This window comes from Rothia sp. ZJ932 (assembly GCF_016924835.1).
Lineage (GTDB): Bacteria > Actinomycetota > Actinomycetes > Actinomycetales > Micrococcaceae > Rothia.
Genome location: NZ_CP070480.1, coordinates 1,168,099 through 1,187,010, shown reverse-complemented (window position 1 = coordinate 1,187,010; position 18,912 = coordinate 1,168,099). Strand labels below are relative to the sequence as shown.

The window sequence follows — 18,912 nt, the reverse complement described above, 5'->3', positions numbered from 1 at the left end:
TATTTGCGTTACCCCGCGAGGTGCGCAGATGCGGGCGTTTCTTAGTGTAAAGATTTCTGACTTTTCGGAGTACCCATGGCGAGTAAAGTGACCAGTCGAAAGAATAACCCCCAAGCGAAAATGGCGTTGGGGGAGCACTTCCGCGAGTTCAGAAACCGTTTGATTAAGGCTGCGATCGCTACTGTCTTGGGTGCTATCGGCGGTTTCTTTCTCTATAACCCCTTCATTGACGCTATCTCCGGTCCTTTACAAGAAATTAACTCGATTGAGGGTCGCGAAGCGGTATTGAACTATGCGACCCCGGCAGCCGCTTTCAACCTTATGATCGTGGTTTCGCTTTACATCGGTTTGGTACTTGCCTCTCCGGTTTGGCTGTACCAGCTGTGGGCGTTTATTACTCCAGCTTTGTACAAGCGCGAAAAACTTTACGCCATTGGTTTTGTTTCCGCGGCTGTTCCCATGTTCTTCCTGGGTCTGGCAGTAGCGTGGTGGTGTATTCCAGCAGCTATCAAGGCGCTGACCATGTTCAACCCTGAGGGTACTTGGAACGTGATGACCGCTGAGGTTTACATTTCCTTCTTCGTGAAGTTTATGGTGATCTTCGGTATTGCTTTCGTTCTTCCCGTTGTTCTGGTGGGTATCAATATGGTGGGTCTGATTCGCGGTCGCACCATTCTCAAAGCATGGCGTTGGGTTGTTGTTGTAGTGGCTACCCTAGCGGCAGCGGTGGCACCGGGTACTGATCCCATGACCATGTTCTACCTCGCGGCGCCCCTGCTTTTCTTCTTCTTCCTTGCTATCGGCATTTGTATTCTCAACGATAAGCGTCGTGATCGTAAGAACGCTAAGCTCGCTGCGGGGCTGACCTCCGAAGAACTGAACCGCGCTACCAGTAAAGAAGAATTGGATCAGCTTGGTCGCGTAGAACAAAACTAAATATCGCCTCAATTTTTCTTCGATAAGCCCAGCCACCGATGACGATGTGCTGGGCTTATCCGCTGAGAGCACAAGTCGGTGGAGGGTACTGATCTCTCTGCCGTAGGATTAGATATATGTCTATCTATGCAGAACGCTACCGTCACGCTAAAGAACGAGCTGCCCATTCTAAAACGCAGCTCGGCATTTTTGAATCCCAGTTGGGTTTTGAGCTTGATACTTTTCAGAAAGAGGCCTGCCGCAGCGTTGAAGCAGGACGCGGGGTGCTGGTAGCTGCCCCCACCGGTGCGGGCAAAACCATCGTGGGTGAATTCGCTATTCACTGCGCCCTTGCCCAGGGAAAAAAGGCTTTTTATACTACCCCCATCAAGGCGCTGAGCAATCAGAAATACAATGACCTGGTAGAGCAGTACGGCGAAGATGCCGTGGGTCTACTGACCGGTGACACCTCCATTAATTCTGAGGCGCCGGTGGTGGTCATGACCACCGAAGTTCTGCGTAATATGCTTTATGCAGACTCTTCAACCCTGAATAACCTCGCTTTTGTGGTTATGGATGAGGTTCATTACCTGGCTGACCGCTTTCGCGGGGCAGTGTGGGAAGAAGTAATTATTCACCTGCCAGAGCACATCTCTATCATTTCTCTCTCGGCGACAGTATCGAACGTTGAGGAGTTCGGTGCCTGGCTTGATACCGTGCGTGGTAGCACCGATGTTATTGTCTCTGAACACCGCCCAGTGCCCCTGTGGCAGCACGTGTTGGCTGGTAAGCGCCTGGTGGACCTCTTCGCTGAAGAAACCACCGTAGGAGAAGCGGCTGATGCTCTCAGCAATAAGTCTGATGATGCACCTGCGGTTAACCCCGAGCTACTTAAGATGCGTACCCATAGAGGGCGGCCCTCACGCGCTCGTCCGCGAGCGCCCCATCAGCGCGGTCGTCGCCGTGGTCCCAGAGACCGTCGAGGTGCAGCTCTCAATACGTCGGTAAGCGGTTTTTCTTCGCCGCCGTCTATGCCAGCTCGTATTTCGCGTCCGGCAATGATTGAAACACTCGACGCGAACGGTCTGCTACCGGCTATTTGCTTTATATTCTCTCGTGCTGGGTGTGATGGCGCAGTATCGCAGTGCATCGACGCTGATATTCGGCTGACTACTGAAGCCCAAGCGCAAACCATCCGCGCCTACATTGCTGAGGCGACCGCGTCCTTGGACGTCCGAGATCTCAAGGTGCTGGGATTCTACGAATGGCGTGAGGGGCTCACTCGCGGTGTAGCTGCTCACCACGCCGGTTTGCTCCCTGTTTTCAAGGAAATTGTTGAGACTCTTTTCTCTGAGGGTCTCATTAAGGTGGTTTTTGCAACGGAGACTCTGGCGCTGGGTATTAACATGCCCGCCCGTTCCGTGGTGCTTGAGAAGCTCACCAAGTTTAATGGCGAAAACCATGTGGACATTACCCCCGGTGAGTACACTCAGCTGACAGGACGCGCGGGACGCCGCGGCATTGATGTCGAGGGGCACGCGGTGGTGATGTGGCGCCCCGGTATGCAGGCTGAACAGGTTGCAGGTTTGGCTTCGCGCCGTACATACCCGCTGAACTCTTCCTTCCGTCCCACCTACAACATGAGCGCGAACCTCATCGCACAGTTTGGGGCCGAGCGTACCCGTAAAATCCTAGAATCCTCTTTCGCCCAGTTTCAAGCTGATAAGTCAGTGGTGGGCATCGCCCAGCGTGTGCGTAAAAACGAGCGTGCTCTTGAAGGGTATACTGCGTCCATGGAATGCCATCTGGGCGATTTTACCGACTACGCGCGTCTTCGCAGGGATATTAAAGAACTTGAAAAATCAGTGGAAAAAAGCCGCAAAAAGCTCTCATTATCGCAGTCCATTGCTTCTTTGCAGCAGCTAGTGCCCGGAGATGTCATCGAAATTCCCCGCGGTAAAAACAGGGGAGAGGCAGTAGTACTAACCCGTGCCGAGTCGAATGATGACCCCCGCCCGTCCATCTTGACGATTGACGCCCACATCCGTCGCCTTGATGTGCGCGATTTGGTGGGACCGATTGTGCCTGTTTCTAAAATCAAGGTACCCAAAAAATGGCAGGGTAAAACCCCCAAGGAACGTCGCGATATGGCTTCTCGTATGCGTGAGGCGCTCTACAAGAACATTCCTCCGCGTGAGCGAGCGCAGAACACCTGGTTCGATCATAAAGAATCTCCTGATTACGCGAAACTTGAGCAGATGCGCCAGGCTCTGCGTCAGCATCCCTGTCACGGCTGCTCTGAGCGTGAGGACCACGCACGCTGGGCTGAGCGCTGGTGGAAGCTGGACCGCGAGACGGATGGTCTGCGTCGGCAGATTTCCCGCCGTACTAATACCATCTCGCAGGTCTTTAACCGCATTACGGATCTGCTGGCATCCTATGGTTATGTAGAGCAGGGTGAAGACGGGTCTGTTTCGCTCACTCCTCAAGGCAGAAGCCTGCGTCGTATCTACGGTGAAAAGGATCTCCTGACCTCACTGTGCCTCGAAAAAGGCTTTATGGACGCGCTAGACTCAGCGTCAGCGGCTGCCGTTGTTTCTGCGGTGGTCTATCAGGGCAAACGAGATGACGGTGGTTTGCTCAGTCGTTACCCGCGTCCTGACATCGAATCATCCATTACCACTCTCATTACGCAGTGGAGCAAGCTTAATGATGCTGAGCAGCGGTTCAAGCTACCGCAGACCCCTGCGCCTGATCTCGGGATGGTGTGGCCGGTATATAAGTGGGCACGCGGGGATTCCCTCTCTAAGGCTTTGGAGGGCACTGATTTGGCTGCTGGTGATTTTGTGCGCTGGATCAAACAGGTTATTGATTCGCTGGATCAGATTGCGCATGTTTCTCAGCAGGATCCCCATCTGAGAACCCTCTGCGAAGCAAGTATAGGTCTCATCAAGCGCGGCGTTGTCGCCGATCAGATGTAAAGAAGTTTGGAGTTATTCGTGAATGCAGTGTACCTTTTGCGAGATGGCAGTGTCTACAGCCCTGCTGATCCTTTTGCCAGCGCAATGCTGACTAACGGCGAGAAAGTGGAATGGGTGGGGTCAGACGCTGGTGCTACGTCAATAGCCGATGACAGCATGAAGCAGACTGGTCTTGACGGTTTATTGGTGACTCCGGGCTTTGTTGCTGGGGGAGTAAGGGTAGATTCCACAGCTCACCTACAGGAGCTTGGAGAGCAGCTGGTTGCCCAGGGGTACGTTGCTGCTACCGTTTTTGCTCCCCTGAACCTTGTGCCCGATTTTTCGGCTTCAGAGCTAGCGTTGCGGATTTTTCCCTATGCAATCATTGAGCACTCAGAAGATGTAAGCCCGGAGTCTTTGACTGCAGCTTACGGTGTGTACTGTGACCCGCTACAAGAGAACGCCGGTGAACTGGTTAACCTGGCAATTGATGCAGGGGTAAAAGTTTCTCTAGCTACCAGCAACACCCGCCAGGTGGATGCTGCACTTGAAATTATCAGGGCGGTGGACGCTCACAGCCCATTGAGACGCCTGCGCGCCGGCTTCAGGCTGGACGGGGTATCAGTAGTTACTGATGAACAGCTCGCCGTCTGCGAAAAACTCAACCTTAGCCTGGGCTTTAACTCCTCCTTGGAAGATAGCAAGAATAGTCTAGTTCGCAGTATCACCGCTGGAATTTCAACCTTTATAGGTTCTGATCCTGAGGGCACGAGTAGACGCTGGGGCTGGCAGCTGGTCAGCGACGCTATCCATCGGGCGGACGCCTCCCACAATATTTCAGCCCGCGCTGCCTTCAACGCGATGACCCGCGGTAACTGGCGTGCTCTCGGCTTTGCCGAACCCACCCAGGGGCAACTAGTACCCGGTGGTAACGCTGACTTTGCAGTGTGGGAGGCACCTGCACTTATGGTGCAAACAGCTGACGATAGGGTAGCTGCGTGGAGCACTGATCCACGGGCTAGAACTCCTATGCTTCCTGAACTCGATGGCATTGTTTTTCCTCGATGCCACGTAACTGTAGTTCGCGGTCAAGAAGTTTTTGCCCTCTAGTTGATGTACCCCTTTCTCACCTACAGAATGGGTGGGGGAGCTGCACCCAAATTTATAGCAGGGAACTCGGTGCCTTATACTGGTAGTTGGTCTACACGTCTTCGCGCAATCGGCCCAGCGCACAAGGAGTAAATGCACATGCGAGTTCTCACGGTTATTCCCACCTACAACGAGAAAGACAACCTGCCGGTTGTTGTAGCTCGTTTGCGCGCAGCCGTTCCTCACAGTGACATCCTTGTGGTCGATGATAGCAGCCCCGACGGCACCGGAGATCTCGCTGACGCTATGGCAGCAGACGACTCGGCGATTAACGTCCTGCATCGTACCGTCAAAGACGGCTTGGGCGGCGCTTACCTGGCAGGTTTTGAGTGGGGCTTAGAGCACGGCTACGATGTCCTAGTTGAAATGGATGCAGACTGCTCCCACCAGCCCGAGCAGCTTCCGCTATTGCTTGAAGCCATCGAGTGCGGGGCTGAGCTGGCTATCGGTTCACGCTACGTACCGGGTGGCAAAACCAAAAACTGGCCTGTTCACCGCCAGATTCTTTCACGCGGAGCTAACCTTTACACCCGCCTGATTCTGGGCACAGGTATCAAAGACATTACCGCTGGCTACCGCGCTTACACTAAAGAAGCCCTTGCTAAGCTAAACCTTGAAGGTATTGATTCAAAGGGTTATGTTTTTCAGGTAGATCTCGCATGGCGTTCCGAGCAGGCTGGCTTACGAATTGTCGAAGTTCCGATCACCTTTGTGGAACGTGAAATCGGCGATTCCAAGATGGACGGCAGTATCATCTTCGACTCGATGGCGAAAGTAACCCAGTGGGGTCTTTCTGCACGAGTACACGGTCTCAAAAAGTTGCTCAAGCGCACATAAAGCACTGCATAAGTACTGAAAAAGGGCGATTTCCACTAAGAAATCGCCCTTTTTCAGCAGAAAAGTGCCTCAGAGGGTAGTTAGCTCTAGAGGGAATGACGCTCGCGGTAAACCTCAAGACGCTTCTGGAGGGTTTCTTCAAGCTCTTCCATAGAACGACGTTCCATGAGCATATCCCAGTGGGTACGGACGGGCTTTTCAGCGGTTTCTTCCTGAGTGGAATCACCATTGACCAGGTACGCTTCTTTACCTGATTTAGCCATCCACGTCGCGGGGATTTCGGCTTCTTGTGCAAAGGTCACAAAAACACGTTCACCATCGGGGGTACGGTACTCAACGCGCTGGCGGGGTGCCGGTTCAACACCAGCTTCGGTTTCCATGGACTGTGCACCGAGGCGCATACCGCGCAAGCTGCGATCGCTCATCGTGTTCCTTTCCTCAAGAGGCTCTCTAGACTCTAAAGATCTCAACTGTTTAGTTCACTGACTAAACACATAACGTACTACTAACATTCCATTATAACGGGGTGTGCAAATCACTGTTTGGGGACGTGAAGTCAACGGGTATAGAAAGCCGATAATCTATATTATGTAAAGTAGTTCTAAAAGTACTACCCTATCTTGCCTACCATCGTTCCTCAGTTGCCCTACCTAGTGCGTCGATCAACTGGTGAGTCAACTGTTGACAGGTTAGAGTTCCTGTATGAACCTTTCAACGCCACACAAGCTCATTGTCCTTGGGATGGATCTACTAGCAATATTGATCTTTGCAGTTATCGGGCGCGCCTCCCACGGTCTCAACCTACTGGGAATTTTTGAAACAGCATTACCTTTTATGGTGGCAGCTCTGGCGGGATTCTTCCTGAGTTCTCTCCTGTTCCACCGCTGGCTACCTGCATGGTTGGTGCAGTGGCTTATTGTCGCGAATCTTGGCATGGCTTTACGAATACTTTTAGGTGGCGGATTCGCAACCTCTTTCTGGGCGGTCACCCTGATCTTTACGGGTATCATCTTAGGCACCTCTCGCTTTATCACCTATAAGCTGTTGAGTATCGAGCACTCCTAAAAATGAAAAAACCCTCAACTCTCTATCAAAGAGTTGAGGGTTTTCTGTGTGGTACTTGTACTTACTGGTTGGTATATGCCACCCACTGATCTAGCACTCTGTGTGCAGCACCTGAGTCGATTGATTCTTCTGCCCGAGCAATCGCCTGTGCGAAGCGGTCCTTGAAATCTGTTGATGAGCCCTGAGGCTCAAAAGCGACAATGGCAGAGGCAACGTTGAGTACAACCGCGGTGCGAATAGCACCTTGCTTTCCAGATAAAGTATCAATCACAACCTGAGCGTTATGCTTTGCATCTCCCCCGCGTAAATCATCCAGACTGCCTTCTTCAAAACCGAAATCAGTCGGACGAATAATATGCTCAACGTATGAGCCGTCCCCGGTCTCCCAGACTTGTGACTCCCCCGTGATAGTAATTTCATCGAGACCATCAGAGCCACGGAAAACAAGGGCGTGGTCGCCGCGGGATGCGAAGACCTGAGCGATTTTTTCTGCCATTTTTGCATCAGCAACACCGATGGCGGATGCGCGGACGCGTGCAGGATTGGTCATGGGGCCAAGGTAGTTGAAGGCGGTGGGAACGCCGAGGCTTCGGCGAACGGGAGCCACAAATTTCATAGAGGGATGGAATACCTGTGCAAAGAGGAAGGTGATGCCGGTTTTATTGACTGCCTCGGCTACCTGGTGGATGGGGAGAGCCAAATTAACGCCAAGAACCTCCAGCACATCAGCTGAACCTGAGGACGAGGTTGAAGAACGGTTACCGTGTTTAATGACGGGAATACCCGCGCCAGCGATGACAAGTGAAGCCATCGTTGAGATATTCACCGTATTTTGAAGATCGCCACCGGTTCCAACAATGTCAACGGCGTTTTGTGTGACCTCAATGGGTTCAGCCTTATCAAGCATGCCCTGAGCCAAGGCGTTGAGTTCATCAGGGGTCTCACCTTTGACGTGGAGGGCGACCAGGAAAGCACCGATGATTGCCTCAGATGTCTGACCGGTCATGATTTCATTCATTGCCCAGTCAATTTGTTGTGGTGTGAGATCTTTACGTGCAACGAGGTCAGCAAGGATCATCGTCCAGGAGTGTTCAGCGTGATAAGTCATATCCCAAATTGTATGTCTCACTCCCCCACGTCTTCACCTTCACGTAGATTGTTTCTTCGCTCCATCCTCTGATGAGTAAAGTAAATGTCACAAAAGCACCAAAAACCGCGAAAAATAAGGGGTCAGATGCAACACACCCCCCTGCCAAACCTCTAACCTGTTGGTTCTGAGAGAGTTTTACAGACATAATGTCTATGTGACAACTGCAACCCATACACCCAGTAAGTCCGCACATGCGACTCTGAACCGACCCAACGCTGTATCAGTAGGCACCGTTGTTTGGTTGGCTTCTGAGCTCATGTTCTTTGCCGGACTATTCGCAATGTACTTTACGCTCCGTGCTGCACGCCCAGACATTTGGGCAGAAAACGTGCATCACCTCGAGGTTCCGCTGGCGCTCGGTAACACTATCGTGCTCGTTTTGAGCTCGGTTACCTGCCAGTTTGGTGTCTTTAAAGCTGAGCAGCTGAAACCTCGCCGCACCGGCTCACTCTTTAACTTCAAAGAGTGGGGCATGATTGAGTGGTTCTTGTTGACCTTCCTCATGGGTGCTTTCTTTGTTTCAGTTCAGGCTTATGAATACTCAAACCTCGTGTCAGAAGGCATGACCATCGCTTCTAGCGCATACGGCTCAGCCTTCTATATCACCACTGGCTTCCACGCACTTCACGTGACCGGTGGTCTTGTGGCCTTCTTGTTCATTATTGGACGCGCTTACGTCGCTAAGCGTTTTGGTCACTACGAAGCAACTTCAGCAATTGTTGTTTCTTACTACTGGCACTTCGTTGATGTGATCTGGATTGTCCTGTTCTACATCGTTTACTTCTTGAAGTAAACCTTGAAGTGAAACTTTAAACTCAGCATATTTAGCACACACTAAAGGAAATCAACGTGAAGGCACTTTCTCAAAAGCGTCGCCATCCGCTGGCTGCTGTTGTGTTGCTTGCAATCGCTCTGCTCCTTACCGGCGGCCTCTACGCAGTGGCATCCGCAACCAACCAGGCGCAGGCTGCTGTTAGCACCGCATACAGCGAGCAGGACGTAACCGAAGGTGAAAAACTCTTCGTTTCAAACTGTGCAACCTGCCACGGTATGAACGCCGAAGGCTCTGCAGATGGCCCCTCCCTCGTAGGTGTGGGTGCAGCTGCAGTTGACTTCCAGGTAGGTACTGGTCGTATGCCCATGCAGATGCAGGGCACCCAGGCACAGCTTAAACCTGCGCAGTTCAACGATGAACAGACTCGTCAGCTTTCAGCTTACGTAGCTTCATTGGGCGCCGGTCCCACCATTCCCGAAGCAGAGTACCTTGATGTTTCAAAGGGCGATGCTGCAAATGGCGCCAAGGTATTCTTGGCTAACTGCGCAATGTGCCACAACGCTGCTGGCGTTGGTGGTGCTTTGACCCGAGGTAAGTGGGCACCCACTTTGATGGGCGTTTCAGAAAAACACATCTACGAAGCGATGGAGACCGGTCCTCAGAACATGCCTGTCTTCAACGATGCAAACATCACCCCCGAAGAGAAGCGTGACGTTATCACCTACTTGAAGTCCCAGGAAGTTAACGCTTCACCCGGTGGCTTTAAACTCGGTTCACTCGGTCCCGTTTCTGAAGGCTTGTTGATCTGGACCTTGGGTCTTGGCATCGTTATTGCTTTCACCATTTGGCTCACCTCGCGTGCAGCCTAATGAATCGCACACACATTATTTGAAATAGTTCTAGGAAGATTGAGGCATCACATGGGAAACCATCGTGACGGCGAACAGGTTAACACCTCAGCCGTAGTTACCTCTAACGAGGCAAGTAAGGAGAAGTTCCATGATCCGGGACTTCCTCCGCACTCCCCGCGTCTCACCGACGTCGATCCTAAGCAGAACAAAAAAGCAGAACGCCAGGTCTCACTTCTCTTCGTAGTTTCGATTCTTGGTGCACTCCTTTTCTGGTTTGCTTATTTTGGCATTCGCGCAGAAGGAAACTTCTACGATGTCACCAACCCCGCAGCGAACAACGCTCTGCGCCTGCAGAACCTGTTCCTGGGTCTCGGTATCGCTCTATCAATGTTCGGCATTGGTATTGGTATCGTTCACTGGGCACGCGCTCTTATGCCCGACCACGAAATGGTCGAAATGCGCCACCCCGTTTCTTCTGAAGAATCCCGTGCAGAAGCACAGGAAATCATGGAAACCATCTTGGACGAGTCAGGCATCAAACGTCGCCCCTTGTTGCGTAACACCCTGATTGGTTCAATCATTCTTGCTCCGCTGACCTTCGTCACCCTCTTCCGTGACCTCGGTCCGGCTGATCCCTCGGTGCTCAAGCACACCCTGTGGGATCAGGGCGTTCGTTTGGTTCGCGACCCCTCAGGTACCCCGATCAAGGCTGCTGATGTCACCATCGGTTCTGCTTACCACGTGCTACCTGAGAACCTTCAGTCATTGACTCACGAGACCGGTTATATCGAAGAAAAGGCTAAGGCCGTAGTTCTTCTGATGCGTATCGATCCTGACGAGCTCAATATCTCTGAGGATCGTAAAGACTGGAACGTAGACGGCATCTTGGCTTTCTCCAAGGTTTGCACCCACGTGGGCTGCCCCATCGCTCTGTACGAGCAGCGTACCCACCACCTGCTGTGCCCCTGCCACCAGTCAACCTTTGACGCCGCTAACGAGTGTGAAGTTATCTTCGGACCGGCTGCACACCCGTTGCCCCAGCTTCCCATCACTGTGGATGAAGAAGGTTACCTGGTTGCTCAGAGTGACTTCCACGAGCCTGTTGGTCCCGGTTACTGGGAGCGTGGCAAGCACGTGAAAGAAATGGCAGGTGAAGCTTAATCATGGCTCAGCATATCGTTGAAACTGAGAATAACTACCAGGCGAAAACTGCTACCGGTAAGATCACTAACTTTGTTGATACCCGCGTGGGTCTGTCAGGCATCGTTCGTGAATTCGGTCGTAAGATCTTCCCCGATCACTGGTCATTCATGTTCGGTGAAGTTGCACTCTACAGCCTGGTTATCCTGATTATCTCGGGTACTTTCCTGACCTTCTGGTTCAACCCCTCAATGGCATCTGTAACTTATGACGGCACCTACCTGCCGCTTAAGGGTGTTCATATGTCTGCAGCTTACGCATCTGCTTTGGATATCTCTTTTGATATCCGCGGTGGTCTTCTGCTGCGTCAGATTCACCACTGGGCAGCACTGCTCTTCATGACTGCTTTGACCATCCACATGCTCCGCGTGTTCTTCACCGGTGCTTTCCGTCGCCCCCGCGAGCTTAACTGGCTCGTAGGCTGCGGTCTGTGGTTGCTCGGTATCTTTGCTGGCTTCACCGGCTACTCACTGCCTGACGATGTTCTCTCCGGTAACGGTCTGCGCATCGTTGACGGTATCATGAAGGCTATTCCTTTGGTAGGTACTTACCTGTCAATGTTCTTCTTCGGCGGTGAGTTCCCCGGAACCCTGCTGATCAGCCGTTTGTACTCACTGCACATTATGGTTATTCCTGCCCTATTGTTGCTGCTCGTAGCAATCCACCTCTTTATGGTGATTGTTCACAAGCACACCCAGTACCCCGGTCCCGGTCGCACCGAAGAGAACGTTGTTGGCTTCCCTGTAGGTCCCGTATACGCTGCTAAGGCTGGCGGCTTCTTCTTCATCGTCTTTGGTATCATCGCGCTTCTTGCTGCGACCTTTACCATCAACGCGATTTGGAACTACGGTCCCTACGACCCCTCACCCGTTCAGGCAGGTACTCAGCCTGACTGGTACGTAGGTTTCGGTGACGGTGCCCTGCGTCTATGGCCCGGTGTTTTCCCCTGGTCATGGTTGATCGACACCCCCATCGGTACCTTTGTACTGGCAGTTCTCTTGCCTTTCATGCTGGCAGGCATCCTCGTGATGTTCCTGTTCGGTTGGCCTTGGATCGAGCGTTGGGTTACCAAGGACAACCGCGTCCATAACATTCTGGATCGTCCCCGTAACGCTCCCTTCCGTACCGCTGCCGGTGCAGCCGGTGTTACCTACTACGCAGTGATGATGATTGCGGCAAGCTCCGACTTGATCGCAACCCACTTCCACGTTTCGTTGAACGATGTTGCATACGTTCTGCGTTTCCTCTGGTTCTTTGGACCTATCATCGCCTTCATCCTGGTACGCCGTATCTGTCTCTCCTTGCAGCGCAAGGACCGCGAACTGGTACTGCACGGTATTGAAACCGGTAACGTTGTTCAGCTCCCCCACGGTGAGTTCATTGAGGTTCACAAGCCCCTCGATGAATACCAGCGTTACAAGCTCGTAGCTTTCGAGTCACCCGAGTATCTTGCCGCTCAGCCTAACGCTAAGGGTAAGATTACTCTCGCTGAGAAGAGCCGAGCACGCGTTTCTAAGTTCTTCTTTGAAGATCGCGTAGCACCTGTTACCCCGGCTGAGCTTGAAGCTGCTCACGGTCATGGTCATCACGACCATGAAGCCGTTGAAGCTGGTCCCAAGCCCACCGGCACCCTCGGTGGTCACTCCAACCACTAAGGTTCACAGGCTATAAAAGATGCCCCGCACAATATGTGCGGGGCATCTTTTGTTAACCGGAAACGCTATTTTGCGGATGCTGGCTGGAGCTAAAGTGCGCTGGGGTAACTCCAAAGAAAGTCTCCTAAACAGCCAGAGACTCCCCTGCCCGAAGGAATTTTCCGGTGCCATGGGAGTTTGAGATGAGCACACAAAGGTGAGTAGCTCTCTCCCCCCCCCTTCCCTTACCTGTATCTGGGGTATGAGGACGTTCCAGTGCCGGCTAGCAGACATTTTTTAAGGCTTTTTAGCGGGTTATTTTCTCCAACGTGCTTCTTATAGAGATTCACCGCAATCACTGCGAAGTCCTCATCTTGGGTTCTGCTTCTAACGGTCTCAGGCTCAGCTCCTGTCATCGGCAGAAAAGTGATCTAAGGATGTTTTTGGCAGTTAGCTTACGATAAGGCACAGAACCAAGCCTTCTTACCGTCTTGGCTCTGCCGCAGACACTCGCCCCTCTATATATACCTTTCTAAGGCATTGGGGTTAGTTCTTACTAAAGAAGGGCTGCTCACCGACATGCTGATGGTTTAGAGGTTCCTTTGCGGTATTAGAGAGATAATTCCTGAAGTACTACCAGCATGTTGAGACAACCTCTAAAACTCGGATGATAATGAGAGCCGCGGATTTTTTGTTGCCTGCTAGATTAATGGCCTCAGCGCTAAAGACTTTTTGCATCAGCGACGCAGTGGGGACGACCAAAACTCCGTACGTATTTCTTATGGCTCTGTGAGGTCAAATATCTCCTCTCAGCAGTACAAGGGCTAGCATCTGTTGGGTCAAATAAATCCACCCACTCTGAACGGCTGTACTCGGCTACAGTCTTGTAGGTGTGGCGTAGAGCTATGAGAAACACACTTGGGGCTGGTAGAACTCATTGAGTAAGACAAAACTCGTCCTCTATAAACGGCACCTCACTCGTGACAGTTTTCGTACGGGGCTGAGCCCACTCATGCAACATGCGCTCACCGCTAGATATAGAAAAATGGTCGGTCTCAGAAAATTCTGAGACCGACCATCTGTCAGTATGCTAGGGCGCTTTCACTTTTAGTGTGAGTGCGCTCCGCGGTTGTATTCGTAGACCCAGCCTACAAGAGCTGCGATTGCTACGGGCAGTGCCAGGAGAAGTACCCACCAGGCAACAGCCAAACCAACGACTGCAATGGTGCATACGATACCGATCACCAAGGGCCACCATGACCACGGTGAGTAGAAACCGTAAGCGCCAGCCTGGTCAGCAATTTCTCCGTCTAGATCCTCGTAAGGCATGTCCGGGTGCTTCTTATCAGTGAAGCTCAGGAACCACCAGAGGAAAAGACACATCACTGCGGTTGCCAGAATTGCAGGGAAACCTGCCCACTCAGTGAAGTCAGTCATAAAGCCGTAGACAACGCCTACAGGAATCAAGAAAACACCGATGATGCCGAAGATATTCGAAAGAAGTTTCATTCGATTAGCTCCTTACGCTGTCAGTTGCTGCGCGGCGTGCCGCTGCTGCAACATCGTGGTTAGTGGACAGCTCGGGGTGGTGCAGATCCAACGCAGGACGCTCGGAGCGGATGCGGGGAAGAGCAGTGAAGTTGTGGCGCGGAGGGGGGCATGAAGTTGCCCATTCCAGTGAGCCACCGAAGCCCCAGGGGTCATCTACTTCAACCTTCTTGCCGTGGCGGCTGGTTGAGTAGACGTTCCAGAACCAAGGAATCATGGAGACTGCCAGGATCATTGAACCCACGGTTGACATCTGGTTCATCCAGGTAAAGCCGTCTTCGCGCAGGTAGTCTGCGTAACGACGGGGCATACCGTCAACGCCCAACCAGTGCTGTACAAGGAAGGTGGTGTGGAAGCCGATGAAGAGCAACCAGAAGTGAATCTTACCGATCTTTTCGTTCAGCATCTTGCCGGTGAACTTGGGCCACCAGAAATAGAGACCCGCGAACATACCGAACACGATGGTGCCGAAGATGACGTAGTGGAAGTGTGCTACCACGAAGTATGAGTCAGACAGGTGAAAGTCCAGCGGCGGGGTTGCCAAGATAATACCGGTCAAACCACCGAAGAGGAAGGTAATCAAGAAGCCGATAACCCAGAGCAAGGGGGTTTCAAAGGTGATTGACCCCTGCCACATGGTGCCGATCCAGTTGAAGAACTTCACACCGGTGGGAACACCAATCATCATGGTCATGAAGGAGAAGAAGGGAAGCATGACCGCACCGGTGACGTACATGTGGTGTGCCCACACGGTAACCGATAGCGCTGCAATCGAAATCGTCGCGAAGATCAGACCCTTGTAACCGAAGATGGGCTTACGTGAGAATACCGGGATAATCTCTGAGACGATGCCGAAGAAGGGCAGTGCCAGAACGTAAACCTCGGGGTGACCGAAGAACCAGAAGAGGTGCTGCCAGAGAACTGCGCCACCGTTTTCGGGGTCAAAGATGTGACCGCCCAGACGACGATCCATACCCAGAGCAAACAAAGCAGATGCCAGCGGCGGGAAAATCATGATGATCAGGATTGCGGTGATCAGGGTGGTCCAGGTAAACACGGGCATACGCCACATGGTCATACCGGGGGCACGCAGGCAGAGGATGGTGGTCAAGAAGTTGACGCCACCCATGATGGTGCCGAAGCCCTGAAGCGCCAGACCGAAGACCCAGAGGTCACCGCCGACTGAGGGGCTATAGGTAGCGCTGTTCAGCGGTGCATACGCGAACCAACCGAAGGATGCTGCACCCTGAGGGGTAATGAAGCCTGCGATTGCTACGAATGAGCCGAAGAGGAAGAACCAGAAAGCCAGTGAGTTCAGACGAGGGAAAGCCACGTCAGGCGCACCAATCTGCAAAGGAACCAGGATGTTAGCGAATGCGGTAAACAAAGGAGTACCGAACATTAGCAACATCAAGGTGCCGTGCATGGTGAAGAGCTGGTTGAACATTTCCTTGGTCTCAAGGAACTGCATGCCGGGAGCAAAGAGCTCCAGGCGCATCAGCAAGGCCATCAGACCGCCAAAGCAGAAGAAGATGAACGCTGAGATGAGGTACATGTAACCGATGGTCTTGTGGTCGGTTGAGGTCAACCAGTTAACGATGATTCGACCTTTTGACTTGGGAACCACGCGAGGGGCTACTGAACCTGTACCTTCGGTTGAATATTCAAAAGTAGACATTTTTTCACCCCTTATTTCTTAATCTCGTTGAGGTTGGGATTGCGGTTGTACTCATCACCGAGTCGACCTACGTTTTCCATGTCCTCAAGCGACTGGATGTAAGCGTCGTAGTCTTCCTGAGAAACGACCTTAACGTTAAAGAGCATTTCTGAGTGGTACTCGCCGCAGAGCTCTGCACACTTACCTGCATAGGTTGCAGGCTCTTCACCGGTGGTGAAGTACATGTGGTTGGTCTGACCGGGCAAGGTGTCGCGCTTTTCCAAGAAAGCGGGAACCCAGAAGGAGTGAATAACGTCGCGGGTCTTAAGCTGCAGATCAACGGTGGAGTTAACAGGGAGGTAAAGAGTGGGAAGGGTTGCTGAAATCCCGTCTTTACCGTAAACCATGTCTTCTTCAGCCATCTGCGGACCTTGGGGGTTATCCTGTGTGCTCAGGCGAGCCTGAACACCGGAGAAGTAAACGCCCTCGTTGATGTAGTTGAAGTCCCATGCCCACTGCTTGCCGTATACCTCTACGGTAACGTCTGCGTTGTCAGCCTTGGGAGCGGTGATTGCGCGTTCTGCGCTATCGGAGAAGCTGAAGAGGCTGACGATCATGATGACCGGCGCAATGGTGTAGAAAATTTCCAGCGGTGCGTGATACGCGAGCTGGCGGGGGTAACCGACTTCATTCTTGCGACGACGGTAGGCGATGAAGCACCAGAGCATCAGACCCCAAGTAATAAGGCCTACTACCAGTGCTGCCACCCATGAACCAATCCAAAGATCCATGATGGTGTCGGCATTGTCGGTCACACCGCGTTTGGTGGGTAGCCAACCCACCTTTGCCTGATCTGAACATGCTGTCAGAAACAAAGCGGAAGCCAGGGTTAATGCTGAAACCTTCAGCCCCTTGTGCTTGCGGCTGCTGGTTCGATGCTGCGAACTCACAGTCGGCCCTTCCTTTTTGGTGTGCGTGAAATCCTTGGATACCGTGTGTGGACAGTGTTTACCCAAGAAAAAACTTTCATACACGAGCTTACCCGTTCTTGGCGTGTTGTGGTGACAACCTGTCACTTATTGCAGTGTGTTGTGCGAAGTATTTCATCTGTGTGTCGTGATGATCTGCATTCCAAGCCCTCGCACTGGTGTCTAGAACCACTGAGGACGGCCTTTGCGACACAAAAAAGCTGGCTACCGGGGTACACAGTAGCCAGCTTTTTGATGGAATGACTCGTGCAGGTGATAACTACCCGTTCAAGGCTTAGTTGAAGGAGTCACCGCAGGCACATGAACCCTGAGCATTGGGGTTATCAATAGAGAACCCCTGCTTCTGGATAGTGTCCTCAAAGTCGATAGTTGAACCATCGAGGTAGGGAACGCTCATGCGGTCAACAATAACTTCAACGCCGTCATAGTCGCGGACGGCATCACCGTCGAGTACGCGCTCATCAAAGTAGAGCTGGTAAATCAGACCTGAGCAGCCACCGGGCTGAACGGCTACGCGCAGACGCAGGTCGGTGCGTCCTTCCTGTTCCAGCAATGCGCGTACCTTACCTGCGGCAACGTCGGTGAGATTAACTCCGTGAGTGGGCATCTCGGCTGCAAGCGCTTCAGTAGTCATGGGATAAACCCTTTCGTAGCTAGACCAGCCGGTGCGGTTGGTCAGAGTTCTCATAGTTTTTCTGTCACCTATAACTCTAAAAGTTATCGGTCTATTCCGCCAGAAATAAAATTTCTTCCGCGGCGCGTCTTTACTGGGCAGATGCGCTGAGTTCTGCCAGCATGAGCGCCTCAGCAAGTATTGCTTTCTCAAAATCGGGGAGGTACAGCGATTCGTTGGCACTATGTGCTCGAGTATCAGGATCTTCGATGCCCGTGATGAGAATATCTGCGCCGGGGAAAACCTCGGTGAGATCGGCAATGAATGGGATTGAGCCTCCCAACCCGGTGGTGACGGGGTCGACCTGCCATGATTCTTTGAAGGCGGCGAGTGCCAGCTGTGCCCCGGCAGAGGATGTGTCGGTGCTAAATGGCTGACCGGAATCGTCTGCGGTGTAAGTAACCTTTGCCCCCATCACGTCAAGATTCTTCAGGTGATTTTCGAGAGCGGCATGAGCTTGCGCAGGGTCTGATCCGGGTGCCAATCGCACGCTGATTTTTGCGCGCGAGGTAGCAGCAATAGTGTTAGAAGCTGTCTCGACGCTGGGTACATCCATACCAATGATTGAAATAGCTGGCTGCGCCCATAGGCGAGATGCAATGCTATCGGTTCCAGCAAGTTCAACCGAGTCTAGAATGCCAGAGTCTGCCCTGAAGTTAGCTTCAAGGTATTCAACCTCAGGTTCAGGTGCATGAATTAAACCTTCAACTGCAACTGAACCTTGAGAGTTGTGAAGTGATGCCAGGGTACGCACCATCACAGTGTGGGCATCAAGGAGGGGGCCTCCAAAGACCCCGGAATGAACATTGTGGTCTGCGACCCTGACAGAAATCGTGCCGCTAGCAACTCCTCGCAGGCTAGTGGTGAGAGCAGGTACGCCCACCTGCCAGTTTGACGAATCAGCAACGATAATGACGTCTGCTGCTAACTTATCGCGGTAAGTGTTCAAAAAATTAGTAAAGCTGGGTGATCCCGCTTCTTCTTCACCCTCGATAAAAAGGGTTACGCCAGCCTTGAAGTCATCACCCAGTACCGTACGGGTAGCTTCAAAAGCTGCAAGGTGGGCTAAGACGCCCGCCTTGTCATCGGCAGCGCCGCGTCCGAACAAGCGATCGCCCTTACGGGTGGCGACGAAGGGGGCGGTTTGCCACTCTTTGAGATTTCCCACCGGTTGAACGTCGTGGTGGGCATAGAGCAAAATGGTGGGATGCCCCGGTGCCGCTTCTTTGCGTGCAACAACGGCAGGCATACCGGCTGTATTTTCAGGACCGTAGGTAGCGGTCAGGATTTCAACCTGCTCGAAACCCACCGCGAATGCTAGTTCTTTTACTTTTTCAGCGCTACGTTCCACCTGCGATAAATCGTAGGCTTCCCACGCAACTGACGGAATAGCAACTAGCTCTGTCAAACGCTGTAGAGTGTGTTCAAAATTGCTACGGACCTCTGCTTCGAGAGTATCTTTGGCACGAAACTGAAATTCTGGTGAGATATTCATAGAACAAGCCTACT

General features: G+C 52.4%; 16 protein-coding genes. 9 read left to right on the top strand and 7 right to left on the bottom strand.

The window, feature by feature from the left end; translation table 11 throughout:
• Positions 1-87 precede the first annotated feature (87 nt).
• From tatC to JR346_RS05455, 4 genes are all read left to right on the top strand, one after another.
• Positions 88-936 (top strand): twin-arginine translocase subunit TatC, encoded by an 849-nt coding sequence (gene tatC / locus JR346_RS05470; protein WP_240333876.1) that lies wholly within the window; start codon positions 88-90, stop codon positions 934-936.
• A 116-nt stretch (positions 937-1,052) separates the two neighbouring features.
• Positions 1,053-3,896: an RNA helicase gene (locus JR346_RS05465; RefSeq protein WP_205481896.1), complete on the top strand. Its 2,844-nt coding sequence runs from the start codon at positions 1,053-1,055 to the stop codon at positions 3,894-3,896.
• Positions 3,897-3,914: 18 nt separating this feature from the next.
• Entirely contained in the window at positions 3,915-4,985 is a 1,071-nt protein-coding gene (locus JR346_RS05460) for an amidohydrolase family protein (protein ID WP_205481895.1), read from the top strand.
• A 138-nt stretch (positions 4,986-5,123) separates the two neighbouring features.
• Positions 5,124-5,861: a polyprenol monophosphomannose synthase gene (locus JR346_RS05455; protein WP_204875915.1), complete on the top strand. Its 738-nt coding sequence runs from the start codon at positions 5,124-5,126 to the stop codon at positions 5,859-5,861.
• Between the two features lie 86 nt (positions 5,862-5,947).
• Here the strand turns inward: JR346_RS05455 and JR346_RS05450 are convergent, their stop codons facing one another.
• Positions 5,948-6,286, bottom strand: coding sequence for an RNA polymerase-binding protein RbpA (locus JR346_RS05450; protein ID WP_204875912.1), 339 nt, complete (start codon positions 6,284-6,286; stop codon positions 5,948-5,950).
• Between the two features lie 277 nt (positions 6,287-6,563).
• Between JR346_RS05450 and JR346_RS05445 the strand changes: the two genes are divergently transcribed.
• Positions 6,564-6,926, top strand: a complete 363-nt coding sequence (locus JR346_RS05445) for a DUF3054 domain-containing protein (RefSeq protein ID WP_205481894.1) — start codon at positions 6,564-6,566, stop codon at positions 6,924-6,926.
• Positions 6,927-6,987: 61 nt separating this feature from the next.
• On the opposite strand, the gene trpD is transcribed toward JR346_RS05445, so the two are convergent.
• Positions 6,988-8,055 (bottom strand): anthranilate phosphoribosyltransferase, encoded by a 1,068-nt coding sequence (gene trpD / locus JR346_RS05440; protein WP_370592568.1) that lies wholly within the window; start codon positions 8,053-8,055, stop codon positions 6,988-6,990.
• Between the two features lie 175 nt (positions 8,056-8,230).
• Between trpD and JR346_RS05435 the strand changes: the two genes are divergently transcribed.
• Genes JR346_RS05435 through JR346_RS05420 form a run of 4 tightly spaced genes read left to right on the top strand, consistent with a single transcriptional unit; the run spans position 8,231 to position 12,557 of the window.
• Positions 8,231-8,869: a heme-copper oxidase subunit III gene (locus JR346_RS05435; protein WP_204875904.1), complete on the top strand. Its 639-nt coding sequence runs from the start codon at positions 8,231-8,233 to the stop codon at positions 8,867-8,869.
• A 56-nt stretch (positions 8,870-8,925) separates the two neighbouring features.
• On the top strand, positions 8,926-9,720 hold the full coding sequence (locus tag JR346_RS05430) for a c-type cytochrome (protein WP_204875903.1): 795 nt from the start codon (positions 8,926-8,928) through the stop codon (positions 9,718-9,720).
• Between the two features lie 51 nt (positions 9,721-9,771).
• Positions 9,772-10,863, top strand: a complete 1,092-nt coding sequence (locus JR346_RS05425) for a ubiquinol-cytochrome c reductase iron-sulfur subunit (protein ID WP_204875902.1) — start codon at positions 9,772-9,774, stop codon at positions 10,861-10,863.
• Positions 10,864-10,865: 2 nt separating this feature from the next.
• Positions 10,866-12,557, top strand: a complete 1,692-nt coding sequence (locus JR346_RS05420; RefSeq protein ID WP_205481893.1) for a cytochrome bc complex cytochrome b subunit — start codon at positions 10,866-10,868, stop codon at positions 12,555-12,557.
• Positions 12,558-13,643: 1,086 nt separating this feature from the next.
• On the opposite strand, the gene JR346_RS05415 is transcribed toward JR346_RS05420, so the two are convergent.
• The 5 genes from JR346_RS05415 to JR346_RS05395 all read right to left on the bottom strand — a co-directional run bounded on the left by JR346_RS05415 (position 13,644) and on the right by JR346_RS05395 (position 18,898).
• On the bottom strand, positions 13,644-14,045 hold the full coding sequence (locus JR346_RS05415) for a cytochrome c oxidase subunit 4 (protein ID WP_204875898.1): 402 nt from the start codon (positions 14,043-14,045) through the stop codon (positions 13,644-13,646).
• A 4-nt stretch (positions 14,046-14,049) separates the two neighbouring features.
• On the bottom strand, positions 14,050-15,762 hold the full coding sequence (ctaD, locus tag JR346_RS05410; protein ID WP_204875896.1) for a cytochrome c oxidase subunit I: 1,713 nt from the start codon (positions 15,760-15,762) through the stop codon (positions 14,050-14,052).
• Positions 15,763-15,773: 11 nt separating this feature from the next.
• Positions 15,774-16,691 (bottom strand): cytochrome c oxidase subunit II, encoded by a 918-nt coding sequence (coxB, locus tag JR346_RS05405; RefSeq protein ID WP_204875894.1) that lies wholly within the window; start codon positions 16,689-16,691, stop codon positions 15,774-15,776.
• Between the two features lie 313 nt (positions 16,692-17,004).
• Positions 17,005-17,364, bottom strand: coding sequence for an iron-sulfur cluster assembly accessory protein (locus JR346_RS05400; protein WP_205481892.1), 360 nt, complete (start codon positions 17,362-17,364; stop codon positions 17,005-17,007).
• Positions 17,365-17,494: 130 nt separating this feature from the next.
• A complete protein-coding gene (locus tag JR346_RS05395) occupies positions 17,495-18,898 on the bottom strand; it encodes a dipeptidase (protein WP_205481891.1) in 1,404 nt (467 codons plus the stop codon).
• Positions 18,899-18,912: the final 14 nt, after the last annotated feature.